The 17,493-nt window shown below is 72.4% G+C and carries 14 protein-coding genes; 9 read left to right on the forward strand and 5 right to left on the reverse strand.

Going from position 1 to position 17,493, the window contains the following annotated elements:
• The first annotated feature begins 99 nt into the window (after positions 1 to 99).
• Entirely contained in the window at positions 100 to 1,101 is a 1,002-nt protein-coding gene (locus tag FXO23_RS27590) for a hypothetical protein (RefSeq protein ID WP_158888369.1), read from the forward strand.
• On the opposite strand, the gene FXO23_RS27595 is transcribed toward FXO23_RS27590, so the two are convergent.
• Entirely contained in the window at positions 1,026 to 1,868 is an 843-nt protein-coding gene (locus FXO23_RS27595) for an alpha/beta fold hydrolase (protein WP_158888370.1), read from the reverse strand. The genes FXO23_RS27590 and FXO23_RS27595 overlap by 76 nt on opposite strands.
• Positions 1,868 to 3,091, reverse strand: coding sequence for an amidohydrolase family protein (locus tag FXO23_RS27600; RefSeq protein WP_246257897.1), 1,224 nt, complete (start codon positions 3,089 to 3,091; stop codon positions 1,868 to 1,870). The genes FXO23_RS27595 and FXO23_RS27600 overlap by 1 nt, the downstream gene beginning before the upstream one ends.
• 153 nt (positions 3,092 to 3,244) lie before the next feature.
• Between FXO23_RS27600 and FXO23_RS27605 the strand changes: the two genes are divergently transcribed.
• Positions 3,245 to 4,417, forward strand: a complete 1,173-nt coding sequence (locus tag FXO23_RS27605) for an ROK family transcriptional regulator (protein WP_246257904.1) — start codon at positions 3,245 to 3,247, stop codon at positions 4,415 to 4,417.
• Here the strand turns inward: FXO23_RS27605 and eccCa are convergent.
• Positions 4,414 to 8,349: a type VII secretion protein EccCa gene (gene eccCa, locus FXO23_RS27610; protein ID WP_158888372.1), complete on the reverse strand. Its 3,936-nt coding sequence runs from the start codon at positions 8,347 to 8,349 to the stop codon at positions 4,414 to 4,416. The two genes, FXO23_RS27605 and eccCa, sit on opposite strands and share 4 nt — an antisense overlap.
• Positions 8,350 to 8,521: 172 nt before the next feature.
• Here eccCa and FXO23_RS27615 point away from each other — a divergent pair, with 172 nt between their 5' ends.
• Genes FXO23_RS27615 through eccD form a run of 4 tightly spaced genes read left to right on the forward strand, consistent with a single transcriptional unit; the run spans position 8,522 to position 11,896 of the window.
• Positions 8,522 to 9,292, forward strand: a complete 771-nt coding sequence (locus tag FXO23_RS27615; RefSeq protein ID WP_158888373.1) for a WXG100 family type VII secretion target — start codon at positions 8,522 to 8,524, stop codon at positions 9,290 to 9,292.
• 58 nt (positions 9,293 to 9,350) lie between these two features.
• Positions 9,351 to 10,205, forward strand: coding sequence for a WXG100 family type VII secretion target (locus FXO23_RS27620; protein WP_158888449.1), 855 nt, complete (start codon positions 9,351 to 9,353; stop codon positions 10,203 to 10,205).
• A 3-nt stretch (positions 10,206 to 10,208) separates the two neighbouring features.
• Positions 10,209 to 10,535 (forward strand): YbaB/EbfC family nucleoid-associated protein, encoded by a 327-nt coding sequence (locus tag FXO23_RS27625; protein ID WP_158888374.1) that lies wholly within the window; start codon positions 10,209 to 10,211, stop codon positions 10,533 to 10,535.
• A complete protein-coding gene (eccD, locus tag FXO23_RS27630; protein WP_158888375.1) occupies positions 10,532 to 11,896 on the forward strand; it encodes a type VII secretion integral membrane protein EccD in 1,365 nt (454 codons plus the stop codon). The genes FXO23_RS27625 and eccD overlap by 4 nt, the downstream gene beginning before the upstream one ends.
• A 58-nt stretch (positions 11,897 to 11,954) precedes the next feature.
• On the opposite strand, the gene FXO23_RS27635 is transcribed toward eccD, so the two are convergent.
• Positions 11,955 to 13,016, reverse strand: coding sequence for a type VII secretion protein EccE (locus FXO23_RS27635; protein ID WP_158888376.1), 1,062 nt, complete (start codon positions 13,014 to 13,016; stop codon positions 11,955 to 11,957).
• 143 nt (positions 13,017 to 13,159) lie between these two features.
• Between FXO23_RS27635 and eccB the strand changes: the two genes are divergently transcribed.
• The 3 genes from eccB to FXO23_RS27650 are packed head-to-tail and all read left to right on the forward strand — an operon-like array spanning position 13,160 to position 16,576.
• On the forward strand, positions 13,160 to 14,608 hold the full coding sequence (gene eccB, locus FXO23_RS27640; protein ID WP_158888377.1) for a type VII secretion protein EccB: 1,449 nt from the start codon (positions 13,160 to 13,162) through the stop codon (positions 14,606 to 14,608).
• Between the two features lie 5 nt (positions 14,609 to 14,613).
• Entirely contained in the window at positions 14,614 to 15,285 is a 672-nt protein-coding gene (locus FXO23_RS27645; protein WP_179956888.1) for a LuxR C-terminal-related transcriptional regulator, read from the forward strand.
• 10 nt (positions 15,286 to 15,295) lie between these two features.
• Complete coding sequence (locus FXO23_RS27650) at positions 15,296 to 16,576, forward strand: cytochrome P450 (protein WP_246257906.1); 1,281 nt, start codon at positions 15,296 to 15,298, stop codon at positions 16,574 to 16,576.
• Positions 16,577 to 16,625: 49 nt separating this feature from the next.
• On the opposite strand, the gene FXO23_RS27655 is transcribed toward FXO23_RS27650, so the two are convergent.
• Positions 16,626 to 17,423: a carbon-nitrogen hydrolase family protein gene (locus FXO23_RS27655; RefSeq protein ID WP_158888378.1), complete on the reverse strand. Its 798-nt coding sequence runs from the start codon at positions 17,421 to 17,423 to the stop codon at positions 16,626 to 16,628.
• Between the last annotated feature and the right edge of the window lie 70 nt (positions 17,424 to 17,493).

Consider the following 17,493-nt stretch of genomic DNA (forward strand, 5'->3'; position numbering starts at 1 on the left):
CGTATTGGCGGCACTATTACCCACGCGGGGGGTGTCCCTACCCCCGATTCGGGGGCTGGCCGCCGTGCCCCCGGTCGCGTTCACCACCAGGCTTTAGCCATGCTGCGCAAGGAAAAGCCGAGAACCCGGCTGAACGGTCCACTGCTGATCCTCGCCGCCGCGATGGCGGGGCTGTGCCTGGTCGCCGCGGGCGGTCTGATCTTCGACGACCGTACGCTGGCGAACCAACCGATCTGGCTGAAGACGTTCAAGTTCACCATTTCCATCGCGATCTACGCGGTGACCCTGGCCTGGCTGCTCTCCCTGCTGCCGAAGGGGCGGCGGGCCGGCTGGTGGATGGGCGCGGTGGTCGCGGCCGGGATGGGGCTGGACATGGTGCTCATGGTCGTCCAGATGATCGGGCGCGGGCGCCGCCTGCATTTCAACCTCGCCGACGAATCCGATCGGATGATTCACAACCTGCTCGCCACCGGGGCGTACGCGACCCTGCTCGCGATGATCGTGGTCGCCGGGATCCTGTGTTTCCAACGGCTTCCGAACGGGCCGCAGGCTTCGGCCGTGCGGGCCGGGCTGGGGCTGACGATCACCGGGCTGCTGGTGGCGATCTTCATGTTCAACCCCACGCCGGAGCAGCAACGGCTCAAGCAGGCGACCGGGCATTCGGACATCCTGGGCGCGCATTCGGTCGGCGCGACGGACGGCGGACCGGGCCTGCCGCTTCTCGGCTGGAGCACCGAGGGCGGTGACCTGCGCGTACCGCACTTCATCGGGCTGCACGCGTTGCAACTGCTGCCCCTGCTGCTGATCGCGCTCACCGCGCTGTCCCGCCGGTTCCCGTCGCTGCGGTCGCCGTTCGTGCGGCGCGGCCTCATCCGGATCGCCGGGGCCGGTTATCTGGGACTGCTCCTGGTGCTGACCTGGCAGGCGTTGCGCGGCGAATCGGTGGTGCATCCGGGCGGTGAGACCCTGCTGGCGCTAGCGGCGGTGGCGGTCCTGACCCTGGCCGGGGGCGCGGCGGTGGTGCGTCACGGTCGGGCGCTGACGAAACAGCGCAGTTCCGACGCGAGTCTTTCCGGCTGGTCGAGCGGCAGCAGGGTGTAGCTGTCCGGAATCTCCACCAGCCGGCCGGCGGGGAGGAGTTCGGCCAGCCGCCGGCCGTGGCCGGGCGGCATCACCTTGTCCTCGGCGGCCCAGACGACCAGGGCTGGACCGCCGAAGGCCGGTAGTTTCCCGGTGGCCTCCCGCAACTCGCGGCGCGGTTCGCCGCCGCGGACGAACCGCCGGAAATCGCGCCGGATCGCGGGATCGCCGCGCATGCCCCGGATCCAGTCGGTCAGGATCTCGTCCGGGATCGGCCGCTTGGCCATCCAGCCGAACGTCACCGGCAGGCGCCGCAGCGGCGCCAGCCGCAGTTGCTGGGCCGCGAACCACAAACCGCCGGGGACCCGCGCCGCCAGCACCGACACGCGGCCGGGCAGTCCGGGCGGGAAGTTGTCGAACGCCTCGCAGGAAGCCAGCACCAGGCGACCGATCCGATCGGGGTTCTCCGCGACGAGAATCTGCGCCAGCGCGCCACCGGTGTCGTTGCCGACCAGGGTGACCGCGCGGAGATCGAGCACCGCGAGCAGTTCCCCGAGCAGCCGCGCCACCGAGGTCAGGGTCAGCTCGGCCCCCGGCCGCGTCGCCAGTCTGTGCCCGCCCAGCGGCAAGGTCGGCACCACGCACCGGTGGTCGGTGCGCAGTTCGCGCACCACGTCCCGCCACAGCGTGCCGTTCATCAGCACCCCGTGGACCAGCACCAGCACCGGCCCGGTCCCGCCAGTGTCCTGGTATTCCACGGTTCCCGTGGACAGTTCGACTTCCGGCATCAGGTGCCCACCCTCCGGTCGATGGGATACCCGTTCTTCCAGATCACCGCGATCTCGCGCACGGCGGTGATGTCCTCGGCCGGGTTTCCCTCGACCAGGAGGAGATCGGCGCGGAGCCCGGGGGCGACGCGGCCCCGGTCGGTGAGCCGGTACCGGCGGGCCGGTGCGGCGGTGGCCGCGGTCAGCGCCTGCGCCGGGGTCAGCCCCGCGCGGACCAGATGAGTGAGTTCGGCCAGCAGGGTGGCGCCGTGCGCGCCCTGCGAACCGGCGCCGACACCGGCGTCGGAACCGGCGAAGATCGGCACACCGGCGGCGTGCAGCCGGGCCACGTTCCGCGATCCCACCCGGAGCCAGCCGGAGTCGCCGGGGGAATCCCGGTATTTCAAGGCATCGAACTGCTCGGCCGACAGGTACGGCAGCACCCGCGGGTCAGCCAGCAGTTCGTCGGCGCCGAGCCCGCGGTCGAAGCTCGACAGGGTCGTGGTGACGAAGGCCCCGCTCTTCCGGATCGCCTCGACGAACGTCTCGTCGGCCGTGGTGAGGAGCATGTGGGCCAGGCCGTCGATCCCGGCTTCCACCGCGGTCCGGGCGTGCTCGAGTTCGGTGACGTGCGCGATGGCCATCCGCCCGTGCCGGTGCGCGGCCGCGACGATCGCGTGGAGCTGGCCGGGGGTGAGCGTGGGCATCGGCTGCCCGAAGACGCTGCCGTCTTCGAAGAAGATCTTGAGGTAGTCGGAGCCTTCGCCGATCCGGTCGGCGACGAACCGGCCGGGGTCCGCACCGGCGTCCAGTTTCGGCGGATTCGGCAGGTTCGGGTACTCGGGCGGCGCCCCGCCGGGGACGGTGATGCCGATCCCGGCCGACCACAGGTCCGCCTGGTCGGTGCGCTCCAGCGACTCGCGTTGCCGCTTGGCCCCGGCGATCAGCTCGGGGTCGCCTTGCATGTCCAGTTCGGTGGTGACGCCCAGGCGCAACGCGTCGCGGCGGTCGGCGTCGGGCTTGCCCCACGGGGAATGCGTGTGCCCGTCGATCAGACCGGGCAGCACGGTCTTGCCGCGGCCGTCGTATTCCGGAGTGCCCGGCGGCGCGGTGACCCGGCCGATTTCGGCGATCCGGCCGTCGACCACCAGTACCGAACCGGTACCGGTCACGCGGGTTCCGTCGAAGATGCGGACGTCCTGGATGACGAACGAGTTGGACGCCTGGTGCGGTGGCGTTGTCATGCCCGCCAGCATCGCGGGGCGCGGGCCGGTCCGGGATGCCGATGTCCGGAATCCTGCGAAGCGTGTCCGATGGCCGGCCCCGTCCCGGATCGCGGACGCCTTTGACACCCGTGCCGGGCCCGGCGGATTCTGCTGGGCGAGCGGGAGGTGGGGGTGAACAACGTCCGGGAGTCGAACGCTGCGGCGGTGCTGGCCGCGGTCCGGCGGGAAGGGCCGTTGTCCCGTGCGGCCATCGCCGAGCTGACCTCCCTGAGCATGCCCACGGTGAGCCGCCAGGTCGCGGTGCTCACCGAGGCCGAGCTGGTGTGCGAACTGCCCGGTCTGGTGCATTCGGGCGCGATCGGCCGCCCGCGGGTGCCGGTCGACATCAACGACGGCGTGGTGGCCGCCTGCGGGATCCACGTGGGCGTCAGCACGACCACCTACGGGCTGACCGATCTGCGCGGCCGGTTGCTGGGCAGCGAGAAGATCCCGACCCCGGACGGGGTGGCGGAGGACGCGCTGGCCTGCGTCGCGGGCAAGGTGCGCGCGTTCCTGCGCCGGTGGCCGAACCGGCGGATCGTCGGCGTCGGCCTGGCCACCGGCGGCCAGGTGGACAGCGCGCGCGGGTTGCTCGACCACGATCGGCTCGGGTGGCGCCGGGTGGCCGCGCGGGCGTTGCTGGAACGCGCGCTGGGCCTGCCGGTGCAACTGGACGGGCACGTGCCCGCGATGGCGACCGCGGAACTGCTGTTCGGGGCGAAGCAGCAAGCGGGCAGCATGCTGTACTTCTACGCCCGGCAGGTCGTGGGGGCCGCGTTCGCGGTCGACGGCCGGTTGCACCGCGGACCCGGCGGCGGCGCGGGCACCATCGCCCACCTGCCCGTGGGCGGGGACGAGCCGTGCCCGTGCGGCCGGACCGGCTGCCTGGAGGTGACCGTCGCGGAGGAGACCGTGCTGCGCCGGGCCGTCGCCGCGGGCGCCATCGCGAGCCCGGACATCCGCCTGCTCGCGGCGGCCGCGGAGACGGGCGTTCCGGCCGCGTCGGCCGTGCTCGCCGAACGGGCGGCGACGATCGGCCGGGCGGTCGCGACCCTGCGGGACGTCCTCAACCCGGACCTGATCGTGCTCGGCGGCCAGGCCATCACCGACGCGCCGGGCCAGCTCGACGAGCTGCTCGGCGGTTTCGCCGCGGCGACCACCCTGCCCGGCACCGACCTCGTGACGGTGACCCGGTTCGGCCCGGACGTGCAGGCCATCGCCGCGTGCACCGGGGTGCTCGGGCAGCTCTACGACCACCCGTTCACCCTGCTCGCCGAGGCGGACCGCAAGGTGGCCGTGACCTAAGTGGACGGTTTGGTCCAGGCGATCTGGACCAGGCCGGTCCCGTGGCGGCGGCTGACCAGGGTGCCGCGTCCCGGCGGTTGCGGCCCGGGTTTGACGTCCCCGAGCAGCGGTCCCTCGTCCTTCGCGCCGGACAGGATGACCCCGGGCGAGCCGAGTTCGCGCAACCGCTGCAGAACCGGTTCGAACAGGGCCCGGCCCGCGCCGCCGCTGCCGCGCGCGACGATCAGGTGCAGGCCGATGTCCCGCGCCTGCGGCAGGAATTCCAGCAGCGGCAGCAGCGGGTTCCGGCCGACGGCCGCGACCAGTTCGTAGTCGTCGACGAGCACGAACAACTCCGGGCCCTGCCACCACGACCGGGTGCGCAGCTGTTCGGGAGTCACGTCCGGCCCCGGCAGCCGCAGCCGCATCGCCTGCTCGCATTCGGCGATCAGTCCGGTGAGGACGTTCTCCGAACCCGCGTAGCCGAGCAGGTGGCGCCCGCCGACCGCGTCGAGCAGGCCGCGCCGGTAGTCGGCCACGATGATCGCGGCCTCGTCGGCGGGGTAGGCGTGCACGATCCCGTGCGCGACGGCCCGCAACAGCGCGCTCTTACCGGATTCGACGTCCCCGAAGGCCAGGAAGTGCGGATCGGCGGCGAAGTCGAGGTGCACGGGCTGGAGATCGGCTTCGGCGATGCCGAGCGTGACCCGGCGGGCCGGGGCCGGGGGCAGCGAGTCCAGCGGCACCTCCGCGGGCAGCAACCGCACCCGCGGTGCCCGATCTCCTTGCCACGCCTGGGAAACCCGTTCCACGAGATCGGCCCCACCGGCGCCGATCGTGGCCGCCCGCTGGTCGCCGTCGATCCGCGGCAGCGCGGCCAGGAAGTGCAGTTTCTCCGCGGTCAGTCCGCGTCCCGGTGCCTCGGCCGGGACGTTCTGCGCGATCTTGCGGTCGATCAGCGAATCCGCCGGATCGCCCAGCCGCAGTTCGAAGCGGGTGCCGATCGCGTCCCGCAACTGCGAGCGCACCCCCATCCACTGGTTCACCGAGACGATCACGTGGATGCCGAACCCGAGCCCGCGCGCGGCGAGCGCGGTGATCTGCTCCTCGAGTTTCTCGTACTCCTGGCGGATGGTCGTCCAGTTGTCCACGATCAGGAACACGTCCCCGAACTCGCGGCCCTCGGTGCTTTCGGTGAACTCGGCCCGCCGCCCGCGGAACACCGCCATCGATTCGATCCCGTGTGCGGCGAAGAACTCCTCGCGCTGCTCCAGCAACGTGGTCAGCTCGGCGACGACCCGGCGGCAGCGTTGCGCGTCCCGGCGGGTGGCGTACCCGGAAGTGTGCGGCAGCCCGGCCAGCGGCGCGAGCGCGCCACCGCCCAGGTCCAGCACGAACAGCTGGACTTCCGCCGGGGTGTGGGTGAGCGCGAACATGCCCGCGATCGTGCGCAGCAGCGTGCTCTTCCCGCTCTGCGGGGCGCCGACGACGAGCGCGTGCCCACCGGCCCCGGAGAAGTCCGCCCACAGCAGGTCGCGCCGCTGCTCGAACGGTTTGTCCACCAGCGCGACCGGAATGGTGAGCTTCCCGTTGCCGCCCCAGCCGAGCGGGCAGAGGCCGCGTTCGGGATCCTCGCCCAGGGGCGGCAGGAGCTGGTCCAGGGTGGGCGGTTCGGCCAGCGGTGGCAGCCAGATCTGGTGCGCGGCCGGGCCGCGGCCGGCCAGCCGGGAGAGCATCGCCCCCATGATCGTCTCCCCGGTGTTGTCCGTTGTGGACGGTTCGGGTTCGGCGCGTTCGATCCGGCGCGGCGCCTCGACCGGGGCCAGCGAGAACGGCAGCACGCCGAAATCCGGCGCGCTCGCCGCCCGGGCGTGGCTGCGCGGCGGCAGTTCGCCGGAGACGTAGGCGGCCTTGAGCCGGATCAGCGTGTCGGTGTCGGATTTCAGGTAGGCCGAACCGGGCACCGACGGCAACTGGTAGGCGTCCGCGACGCCGAGCACCGCGCGGCTTTCCGAGGCCGAGAAGGTCCGCAGCCCGATTCGGTACGACAGGTGGGAATCCAGCCCGCGCAACCGGCCCTCCTCCAGCCGTTGCGAGGCCAGCAGCAGGTGGATGCCCAGGCTCCGGCCGAGCCGCCCGATCGTGACGAACAGGTCGATGAACTCCGGCCGGGACGACAGCAGTTCGCTGAACTCGTCGATGATGACCAGCAGTGACGGCAGCGGCCGCAGGTCGGCGCCGCCCTCGCGGGCCCGCTCGTAATCCCGCACCGACGCGTAGTTCCCGGCCGCCCGCAGCAGTTCCTGGCGCCGGAGCAGTTCGCCGTTGATCGCGTCGGCCATCCGGTCGACCAGCGCGAGGTCGTCGGAGAGGTTCGTGATCACCGCGCAGGTGTGCGGCAGTTCGGTCATCCCGGCGAAGGTCGCGCCGCCCTTGAAGTCGATCAGCGCCAGGTTCAGGGTTTCCGAAGAATGCGTGACCGCGAGCCCGGTGACCAGGGTGCGCAGCAGTTCGCTCTTGCCCGAACCGGTCGCGCCGATGACCAGCCCGTGCGGCCCCATCCCGCCCTCGGCGGACTCCTTGAGGTCCAGTTCGACCGGCCGCCCTTCCGGGTTCACGCCGAGCGGGATGCGCAGCCGGTCCCGCGGCGCGCGCGGCGCCCAGGTGACCTCGGTGTCGATGTCGCGCGGATCGCCGAGGCCGAGCAGCCCGGCCAGCCCGAAGGTCGCCGACATCGGGGTTTCGCCGACCACGGTCGTGCCCTGGTAGAGCGGGGTCAGCAGGCGGCCGATCGCCTCCGCCGCACCCGGGTCGAGGGAGTCCGGGACGCCGACGAACCCGAGCCGCTGCTCGGCTCCGGCGCCGACCAGCATGCCCAGCTGGTCACGCGCCGCGTGCAGGCACAGCGTCCGCTCGTCCGGTACACCGGCCGGTCGGTCCCCGCCGAGTTCGAGCACCGTGACGCCGTGCCGCCCGCCGATCAGCCGCGGCTCGCCGTGGGTCCGGCCGCCGTCCGCCACGACCACCAGGTGCGGGTACTCGGTGGCCGGGGACCGGGTGAACGCGGGCCGCTCGCCGAGATCCGGGCCGAGCAGCCCGGCGAGCGTCGCCGCGTCCGGGGCGGCCAGGCGCCGCGGGCCGACGGCGTCGGTCGCGCTCGCCGCGGTCGCGTGCGGCAGCCATTTCGCCCATTCCCAGTCCGGCAGCCGGTCGGCCGCCACGCACAGCGCGATGCGCAGATCGGCGGGGGAGTGGAACGTGGCGAGCTGGGCGAGCACCGCCCGGACCAGGTCGAGCTGGTCCCGGCGGGCGCCGGTGAGCGAGACCGTGGCGAACGAGCGCAACGAGATGGCCACCGGCAGGTCGTCCACCACCGCGTAGGTGCGGATGAAATGGCGGAGGCTGGTCGAGGACACCGGGTCGAGGTCCTCGAGCGGAACGGTCTGCGGCGCCTTGAGCGGGGTCATCAGCCGCTGCGGCCCGGTGCCCACGCGCACCTGCGCGAACTGCGGATCGGCCCGGCGACGGTCCCAGAACCGGCCTGCCCCCACGTAGGCCCACAGATCGGCGGGCTCGGGCTGCAGGGAGATCATCGCCGACCGCTGGTGGTCGGCGATGTCGCGCACCTGGCCGCGCAGCCCGGTCAGGTAGCGCTGGTAGTCCCGGCGCTCCTCGTTGATCTGGGCCTTCTTCTGCGCGCCGCCCCGGCTCAGCGACATGACCACCATGCCGCCCATGGCGGTGACGAACAGCGCGCCGAAGACCCAGGTCATCACCCCGCCGTCGCGTCCGATGTAGACGAACGACATGGCGCCCATGCCGAGCATCATCGGCAGGAACAGCATGAGTTGCATGAACCCGCCGGAACCGCCCTTGGGCAGCATCGGCGGGGACTGCAGCACGATCTCGCTCGGCTGCTCGAGCGCGGGCAGGCGGTCACGGGACAGTTGCATCGGGATAAACCGTGGCTTTCCGCTGGTACGTGTGGGTAGGCGTGCCGATCATTTTGGCCACTTCTGTCATCGCCGCGGTGGGTACTTTTGCCGTCCGTCCGCCGAACCGCGCGAACTTACGCTGTTTCGGCAGGCAGGGGACCGCACGGCCAGGTGATGGAGGGAGCGCGCCATGGGCGGCACGGGCGAGTACCGGGCACAGCCCGAGGCGATGCGCGCCGGCGTCGGCAACGTCGGCGGAATCATCATGCAGGGCGTCAGCGCGGTCGCCGACCTGGAGCGCATGATCCTCGCCCCGTCGTCCTTCGCGGCCTTCGGCAGCGCGGTCGCCGCGGCGAACGGCGCGCTGCAGAGCCAGCAGGTGACCGCGCTGCGCAACTTGCTGTCCCTGCTGCAACAGGTCAACGACCTGGTGAAGCGCAGCGCGGACGCCTACCAGGCGGCCGACGAATCGGTCGCCGAGGGCTACGGCGGGCGCGGCGAACCGGCCACGCCCGCCTCGGCGATCTGGGGCAGCCCGCACGCCGGCGCGCTCGCCGGTCATGCCGTCAACGACAGCGCGGGCGCCGGCGGGGAACCGGGATCGGTCGGGAATGTCCTGCGGTACATGGCAGACATCGGGCTCGGCGAACTCGCCGAGCATCCGGTTTCCGGCAGCCGGTTCCGCGATGTCGCCGATTTCAACGACTGGCTCGGCGGCGACGCCGACAACCAGGCGCGGGTGGGCGTGGTGGCGGTCTACTCGGGAACGGCACGCGATCTGGGTGACGTGCCCGGCGGCGTGCACGACGGCGACGTGGTGGTGGTCGAGCCGTTCCCGTCCGGTGGCGAGCCGATCATCGGTGTCGCCGCGAACAACGGGCACCTGTACAACCACGGCCTGCTCGACACCGGTGGCCACGGGCTCGCCCGGGTGAGCGTGTACCGGCCCGCCTTCTCGTGACGGTCAGACGAAACGACGTGAAAGAGGTCCGAGCGTGATCTATCCCAACTCCAGCGCGATGGACGCCACGGCGTCGTCCGGCGGCCCGATCACCATCCTGCCGCAGATCGTCACCGGTTCCCCGGAGCAGATCTTCAAGCATGTCACCGAACTGCTGAAGAAGGCGACCGAATTCACGAACCTGATGACCGAATTCGTCAAGGCCGCCGAGCAGCTGGAGAAGGTCTGGTCGGGCGAGGCGTCGGAATCGGCGCTGAAGAAGATCGCCGATTCGATCGCTTCGCTGAACAAGATCATCGAGGTGGTGCGCAAGGGCGCGGAGCTGCTGGGCATCTCGGGCACGCTGGTCAAGGCCGCGCAGGAGGCGTACCGCGCGGTGGTCTCCGCGGTGAACCCGACGGTCGCCTCGCTGATGTCGAATCCGTGGACCTACGGCGCCGCGGTCGCGCTGTCCACCGCGACCAGCGCGTCGCTGCGTGCCTTCATCCAGGCGATCGGCGCGTTGCTCAAGGCGCTCGGCGTGGTCGATCTGGCCAATCAGGTCAACCAGCTCGCCACGATCATCGCCGAGATCGAGAAGCTCTTCGGCGGCGGCGACAAATCCGGGGACAGGTCGGGTGGCGCCGCCGGAAACGCCGCAGTCGGGGGGTCTCCGGTGACCGCGCCACAGTCGCCGCCGCCGGTCGCCGGCGCCGCGGGGCAGCAGGTGGTGTCCCAGGTGCGGCATCCGGACTTCACCGGATACGTCCCGCCCGCGCTGGCCCCGTACCAAGGGTCCGGTGTGGACAGCTGGATTCCGGTCAACCGGGCGCCGGTCGACCGGATGTCGGTCGACATCGACCTGGAGTTCACTGTGGACGGCAAGGAATACGAGCAGCACATCGACATCGAAACGGTGCAACGGAGGAGCTGAGTGGTGACCGACCCGTACGCGGTGCCCGATATGGACGAACTGCTGGCGCAGGTGCGGCGGCAGACCGAAGAGGTGCAACGCATCCAGCGCAGCGTGGAGGCGCTGGAGGTGAAGGGCCATTCGCGCGGCAACGAGGTCACCGCGACGCTGCGCGGGGACGGCCGGTTCACCGCGATCGACATCGATCCCGAGACGATTCGCCGGTACGACGCCCGCAACCTCGGGGAGATCGTGCTGGAGGCGGTCAACAGCGGGCTCACCAAACTGGCGGAGGCGAGCAAGGCCAAGTTCGCGCCGATGCTCGAACAGGCCGAGCCCGGGCAGCGATGACCTCGGCCGCCCGCCGGGTCACCGTGGTCACGCCGCGGGCCCGGGTGGACGTGGCGCTGCCCCCGCAGGGCACGCTCGCCGAACTGGTGCCCCAGCTCGTACGGCTGGCCGGGGCCGAGGGCCAGGCGTCCGCGGAACATCCGGGCTGGGTGCTGTCCCGGCTCGGCGGCGCGCCGCTGTCGCCCGGGCTCACCGTGTCCGCCGCCGCGGTGCGCGACGGCGAGGTCCTGCACCTCACCCCGCGCGAGCGGCCGCGGGCGCCGCTGCTCTTCGACGACGTGGTGGATTCGATCGCCAGCGCGGCCGCGTCGCGCACCGGGGTGTGGGGGCCGGAAACCGCGCGCCGCACCGGACTCGTCGCGGCCGTGGTCCTGCTGAGCGGAGCCGCGGTGCTGATCCAGGCGAGCGCCGCCGGGACCGTGCTGGCGCCGATCGGCACCGGGCTGCTCGCGCTGGCGCTGCTGCTCGCCGGCGGGGCGGCCAGCCGGGCTTACGGCGACGCCGAGGCGGGCACGGCCGTGGCGCTGGCCGGGGTCGGCGCGGCACTGCTGGCCGGGATGTCCGCGCTACCACCGCATCCGCTGTTCTCGCTGCAGGCGGGCCCGCTCGCGGTGGGGCTCGCCGCGGTGACCGGGTACGGCGTGCTCGCCGCCGGATCGGTCGCCGATCGGTTGCCGTGGTTCGTCGCCGTCATCGCGTCCGCGGGACTGGGCGCGGTGGCCACCGGGGCGGTGCTGCTCACCGGCACGCGACCGGCGAATGCCGCCGCCCCACTGGGGGTGGTGGCCACCGCGCTGGCCGCCGCCGCACCGATGCTCGCCCTCCGGCTCGGCCGGTTGCCCCTGCCCAGGGTGCCCGACGACATGGATTCGTTCCGGGCGGACGAGAAGCCCTCGCTCGGCGAGGAAATGGCCGGGCAGACCGGGTTCGCGCAGTCGCTGCTGAACGGGATGCTGGTCGCCCTCGGCGTGCTGGTGCTGGCGAGTGCGGCGGTGCTGGTGGTTTCCGGTGCGGGCTGGGCGGCGTTGCTCGCGGCCCTGTTCGGGCTGTCCTGGTTGTTGCGTTCCCGCTCCTACGCGGGCGCGGCGCAACGCGTGGTGGTGGCCGGATTCGGGCTGGCGGCGCTGCTGTGCGCCGGGATCTGGCTGGCGGGCGGTGATTCGCGGCCCGCGATGTTCGGCGCCGGGCTCGGCGTGGTGCTCGCCGCGGTGCTGTGCCTGGTCTACGCCACCCGGGTGCGGCGCGGGCACCGGTCGCCGTACTGGGCTCGGCTGCTCGACATCGCCGAATTCCTCGCACTGCTCTCGCTCATCCCGGTGACCGCGCTCATCCTCGGTGTCTACGAAGCCGTGCGCGGCTAGGTGGCTCGTGAGTGTTCCGGCCGGTTCCAACCGGTCTGTCCACTCACGACCTTCAGCTTCACGGGAGGGCGAGCGGAAGCGACCGGCGGACGTGATCGGCGTGGCGACCGTGCAGCGGGAACGCGGGAACGTCCGGCCGCGCGGCAGGTAAACCGGTGCGGGTGCCGACGCGGATCGCCACGTCCTCGCGGGTCTTCCCGGCCGCCGTGCGGCGCAATGCGAACGAGGACGCGGTGAAGGCCGCGCCCGGGGCGTGCGCGGTGAGCAGGCGGGAAAGATCGCCGGTGTCGTGGGGGAGGAAGCAGGACTGGGCGAGGCCACCGGCCGTCCAGGACCGCCAGCCGTCGGTGATCTCGGCGGAATCGCGTTCGGCGCCGAGCGCCAGCGCGAGTTCCTCGCCGAGTTCGGCGGCGTCCAGCACGGTGCACTCGTAGCCCGCTTCGGCCAGCGCGCCCAGGACCGTGAGCGCGGCGCAGGCGCAGGCGCGCAACGCGCCGAGGTCCCCGCCGCCCCGGGCCAGGGCCGCGATCGGCGCCTCCTCGGGCCGGTAGCGCACGGCCAGCCAGTGCACCCGGTACGGCGTGCCGCCGTCGGACCGCGGCATGGTCCAGGCCACCAGCTGGGCACCGGCCAGCGGGATGTCCGTGCGTTCGTAGGCGTCGCGCAGGGCCTCGACCAGGATCTCCGGATCGGGGTTCACCGGCGCGGTCATGCGGAGGACCGCGGTCCACCCGCTGCCCGTTTCGGCCACGCCGAACCGGTTTCCCGCGCGGTCGACGTGTTCGCGCAGCCGCACCTCGCCCGCGAGCGCGTGCAGCGGATCACCGGCGTCGTGCCGGTCGTCGTGCTGGCGCAGCCGGTAGGTGAGGCCGATGAACGTCCACGCGGCCAGATGCCGCCCGGCGAACCGGATCGAGGTCGTCACCACCACCAGCGCGGCGAGCGACACGGCGACGATCCGGCCGGTTTCGGTCAGCGTGCCCGGCCCGGCGGCCAGCAGCATCAGGATCGCGGCGATCTCCCAGCCCGCGACCTGGCTTACCCGGATCGGCAGAATCCACGGCGCGGAAGCGGGCGAAAGCGGCCGCGGGACTTTCCAGGCTGGGACTTTCAAGGACATGGCGGGCTCCCCTTTCCCGGGTCCGCGCCCGAGGATATTCGCGGTTTCTTCCCCTGCTGAGGGAAAAAATGCCCACACGGGCCGCCGCTCGCCGTGCCTAACATGAGATCCCTTTTCATCGAATGCGTTACCGGGGGTATTGAGTGTGGACGCAGCGAGATCAGATCCAGGCGTATCAGTTCCTGCGCCGGAGACTGGTCTCGGCGCTCGTCGCGGCCGACGCGAACCACCCCGTGTCCCCGAGCCGCCGGCTGGTGCTGGGGACCGTGCTCGGCCTGGCGGTCGCGCTGCTGGTCACCGCGGTGTTCGGGGTGATCGGGCTGCTCAGCCCGTCCGGGGGTAAGAACTGGTTGTCCGGCGGGCACGTCATCGTGGAGGAGGAGACCGGTGCGCGATTCGTCCTCGGTCAGGACGGCGCCCTGCACCCGGTGCTCAACTACGCCTCGGCGCGGCTGCTCGCCGGGGGATCGGGGGAGTCGACGGTGACCGTCCCGGCCAAGAAACTCGCGACCGCGCCGCGCGGGGCCACCGTGGGCATCCCGGGCGCCCCGGATTCGCTTCCCGCCGCCGGACGGCTGGTGCCCGCCGAATGGACGACCTGTTCGCGCACCAGCCAGGACACCCCGTCGGCCGCCGAACCCGCCTCGACCGTGCTGTTCGGCGTCGCCGCGCGGGACGGCGAGCTGCCCCGCAACCAGGGACTGCTGGTCCGGCTCCCGGCGGGCGAGCGGTACCTGATCACCGCGGGCCACCGGTTCCGGCTCAGCCAGGACGCGGTCGTCGCCCTGGGGTACGAGCAGCGCATGCCGATCGTGGTCTCGCGGCGGTGGCTCAACACCGTCCCGGCGGGCCGCGATCTCGCCTTCGTCGCGGTGGACGGCGCCGGGCGCAAGGGGCCGGACGTCGGCGGGAAGCCCACCAGGGTGGGCCAGGTGCTCGCGGTGACCGGCGCGACCGGCGGCACCGGCTACTACCTGGTGCGCGCGGACGGGCTCGAGGTGATCACCGAGACCGAGGCGGCGCTGATCCCCGGCAACCCCGCCAACGCCGACGCCTACCGGGGGCGGTCCCGCGCGGCGGTGCCCGCGGAGGCCGCCGACGTCGCCCGGGTGCCCCGCGCCGGCGGCCCGGCCGACCGCACCGGCGGCGAGGATCCGGCGGGGTACCCGGACCGCGTCCCGCCCGCCGCGACGGTGACCGGCGGCGCGGTCACGATCTGCGCGTCGGGCGACGAATCGGCGACCAGGCGGATCACCGTCTCCGGGCGGGTTCCACTGCCGGCGGGCGGACGCGCGGTAGTGGTGAACGGCAGACCGGACGACCGGGTCGCCGACGAGGTGTACGTGCCGCCGTCGGGCGGTACGGTGGCAGCTGAGCAGGCCTCGCCTGGGGTGGCCTCGGGCACGGTGTACCTGGTGACCGACACCGGTTTCCGGTTTCCGGTGAGCAGTCCGGCGGCGCTGGCCGCGCTCGGCTACGGTTCGGCGCCCAAACGGGGTATGCCGGCCGCCGTGCTCGCATTGGCACCGACTGGGCCCGCGCTCGATCCGGCGGCCGCCCAGCAGGTGTCGTCGGGGAGTGGATCGGGGTGAGTGACTTGACCAAGGCACTAACTCGAGCGCCGGAGAAGCAGAAGATCCGGGTGGGGGTGATCGAGGACCACCCCTTGTACCGGGCGGCCGTGGCGCGCGTCCTCGAGGAGGCCGAGGACGTCGAACTGGGCGCGGTCGCCGATTCGGTGGCGCGGTTCGCCGTGTGCCGCGAGCCGCGCGACAGCGTCGTCGTGCTCGATCTGAAGCTGCGCGGGGTCGCCGACGCCGCCGCGGTGCTGGAGGTGGTCGGCATGGGCCACAAGGTCCTCGTGGTCTCGGCGCACGCCGGTCAGGCCGAGGTGCTCGGGGCGATCTCGGCCGGTGCGCGCGGGTACCTGTCCAAGGACGCCGACGGTGACGAGATCCTGCGGGCGGTCCGGGAGATCGCGGCCGGGAACTCCTACGTCTCGCCGACCCTGGCCTCGTTCGTGCTGAACTCCACCCGGGAGCGCAACGCGGGACCGAAGCTCGTGCTCTCCGAACGGGAGCGGCAGGTGCTCTCGCTGGTCGCCGCGGGCGAACGCGATCAGGACATCGCGGACGCCATGTCGATCAGCGTGCGGACCGTCCGGTCCTATTTGGACAGAATCCGGGACAAGACCGGGCGCCGGCGACGGCCCGAGCTGACCAGGCTGGCGATCGAGGAGGGCATCGCCTACGAACCGCCGGGGCCCTGAGATGCGTCCCGTGGCCTACGCCCTCAGCATGGCGGAGCTGCTGACCGATCCGTTCACCGCGCTGCCCAACCTCTACCGCCGGTTCGGGCCGGTGAGCGCGGTCGGCGCGGGCCCGTTGCGCTCGGTTTTCCTGCTCGGCCCGGAAGCCAACCGGTTCCTGTTCGCCAACGCGGACCTGTTCCGCTGGCGCGAGGCGTTCGAGCCGCTGGTCCCGGTCGACGGCGAGACCGCGCTGATCGTCAGCGACGGCGCGGATCACCAGCGGCGCCGGAAACTGGTGCAGCCCGCGTTCCACCGCGCGCAGATCGCGGGCTACGTGCGCACGATGGCCGCCGAGGCCGACCGCGTGATCGACGGCTGGCGGCCGGGCGCCGAGGTCGATCTCTACCAGGAGTTCCGGCGGGCGATCCGGCGCACCACGATCCGGGTGCTGTTCGGCGAACGGCTCGCGGCCGACGAACCCGTGGTGGGCCGGCAGTTGCAGGTCGCGCTCGACCTGCTCGACCAGAACCCGATCCTGCAGCCCGTGCGGCGGTTCCTGCCGTCCTACCGGCGCGCGATCGAGGCCCGCGCGCGGGTGGAAAGCGCGGTACGCGCGGAGATCGAGCGGCGGCGAACCGAGGACGGCGACGGTTCGGACGTGCTCACCCTGCTGGTGCACGGGCGCGGCGAGAACGGCAGTGGACTGTCCGATGTGGAAATCGTGGACCAGGTAATCAGCCTGATCGCGGCGGGATACGAGACGACCAGCGCGGCCATGGCGTGGCAGTTCCGCGCCCTGCTGCTGGATTCCGGGCACTGGCGGCGGGTGCGCGACGAACTCCCCGGCGATGTTTCCGCCGAGGACCTACCCCGTCTGTCCTATCTGGACGGAGTGGTCAACGAGACGCTGCGCCTGTTCCCGCCCGCCGCGATCAGCGTGCGCTGGTCCGCGCGCGAGTTCTCCTTCGCCGGGCGCCGGATCCCGGCGGGAACCCAGATCCTGCTGAGTCCGTACGTCACGCACCGGCTGCCCGAGATCTGGCCGGACCCGCTGCGGTTCGACCCGCCGCGCTGGGACCCCGACCGCCCCGGCTACCGCAAACCCGCCCCGCACGAGTTCCTCCCCTTCGGCGGCGGCCCGCACCGCTGCATCGGCTCGACCTTCGCCACCACCGAACTGAAGGTCATGCTCACCCGGCTGGTCCGCCGGACCTCGCTGCGCCTGCTGACCACCGAGGCCACCCCGACCGGCCTCGCCGCGATGCGCCCGAAGGAAGGCGTCCCGGTCCGCGTCCTCGGCGTCGCCTGACCGCTGGGCGCCCGCGAGTCGCCTGACCGAAGCATTCAGGTGGGCGCGTTCACGACAGGCGCCGGTTCGCCAGGGCGCCGGTGGCGGCGCGGGCCTGTTCGGCGACCTCCGGGTCGATGTCGACGACCACGGTCTCCGGGGCGGCCCCGAGCTGGGCGCGCACCCGCCCGAAGCCGTCGGCGACCGTGGAGTAGCCGATGCCGGTCGGCGCCTTCGGGTTCACCTCGGTCCCGGTCGCCGCCGGGTCGGCCTGGCCGCAGCCGAGCACCCAGCAGCCGGAGTCCAGCGCGCGGGCGCGCACCAGGACCTCCCACTGGTCCCGCTTGCCCTCCCCGGCGCCCCAGGAGGTGGGCAGCAGGACCGCGGCGGCCCCGGCGTCGGCGAGTGCGCGGAACAGTTCCGGGAACCGCACGTCGTAGCAGGTCGCGAAGCCCAGCACGGTGCCGTCCACGGTCACCGTGACCGGCTGGTCACCCGGGGCGACCGTGTCCGATTCGCGGAAGCCGAACGCGTCGTAGAGGTGGATCTTGTGGTAGCCGCGGTGCTCGCCGAGGCCGGTGATGAGCAGCGTGTTGCGCACCCGGCCGTCGTCGGCCGGGGTGAACATCCCGGCCACCACCAGCACGCCGTACTCCTCGGCGATCGCGGCCACCGCCTGGGCCCAGGGCCCGTCCAGCGGCTCGGCCAGCGGTTTCAGCGGCACGCCGAAGCGGACCATGGCCGCCTCCGGGAAGACGACCACCCGCGCCCCGTCGGCCGCCGCGGTGGCCACGCCTTCGCGAATCAGCTTCAGGTTGACCTCGGGATCTGCACTGGATGTGAGCTGGCACAACCCGATGCGTGGCACGGTGACCTCCCTGTTCGGTGATCTGGTCGTCACCAGCGAGTATGCCTGTCCGGAGCGATCAGGCGACCTC

The sequence above is a fragment of the Amycolatopsis anabasis genome, assembly GCF_009765355.1.
Classification (GTDB): Bacteria; Actinomycetota; Actinomycetes; order Mycobacteriales; family Pseudonocardiaceae; genus Amycolatopsis; species Amycolatopsis anabasis.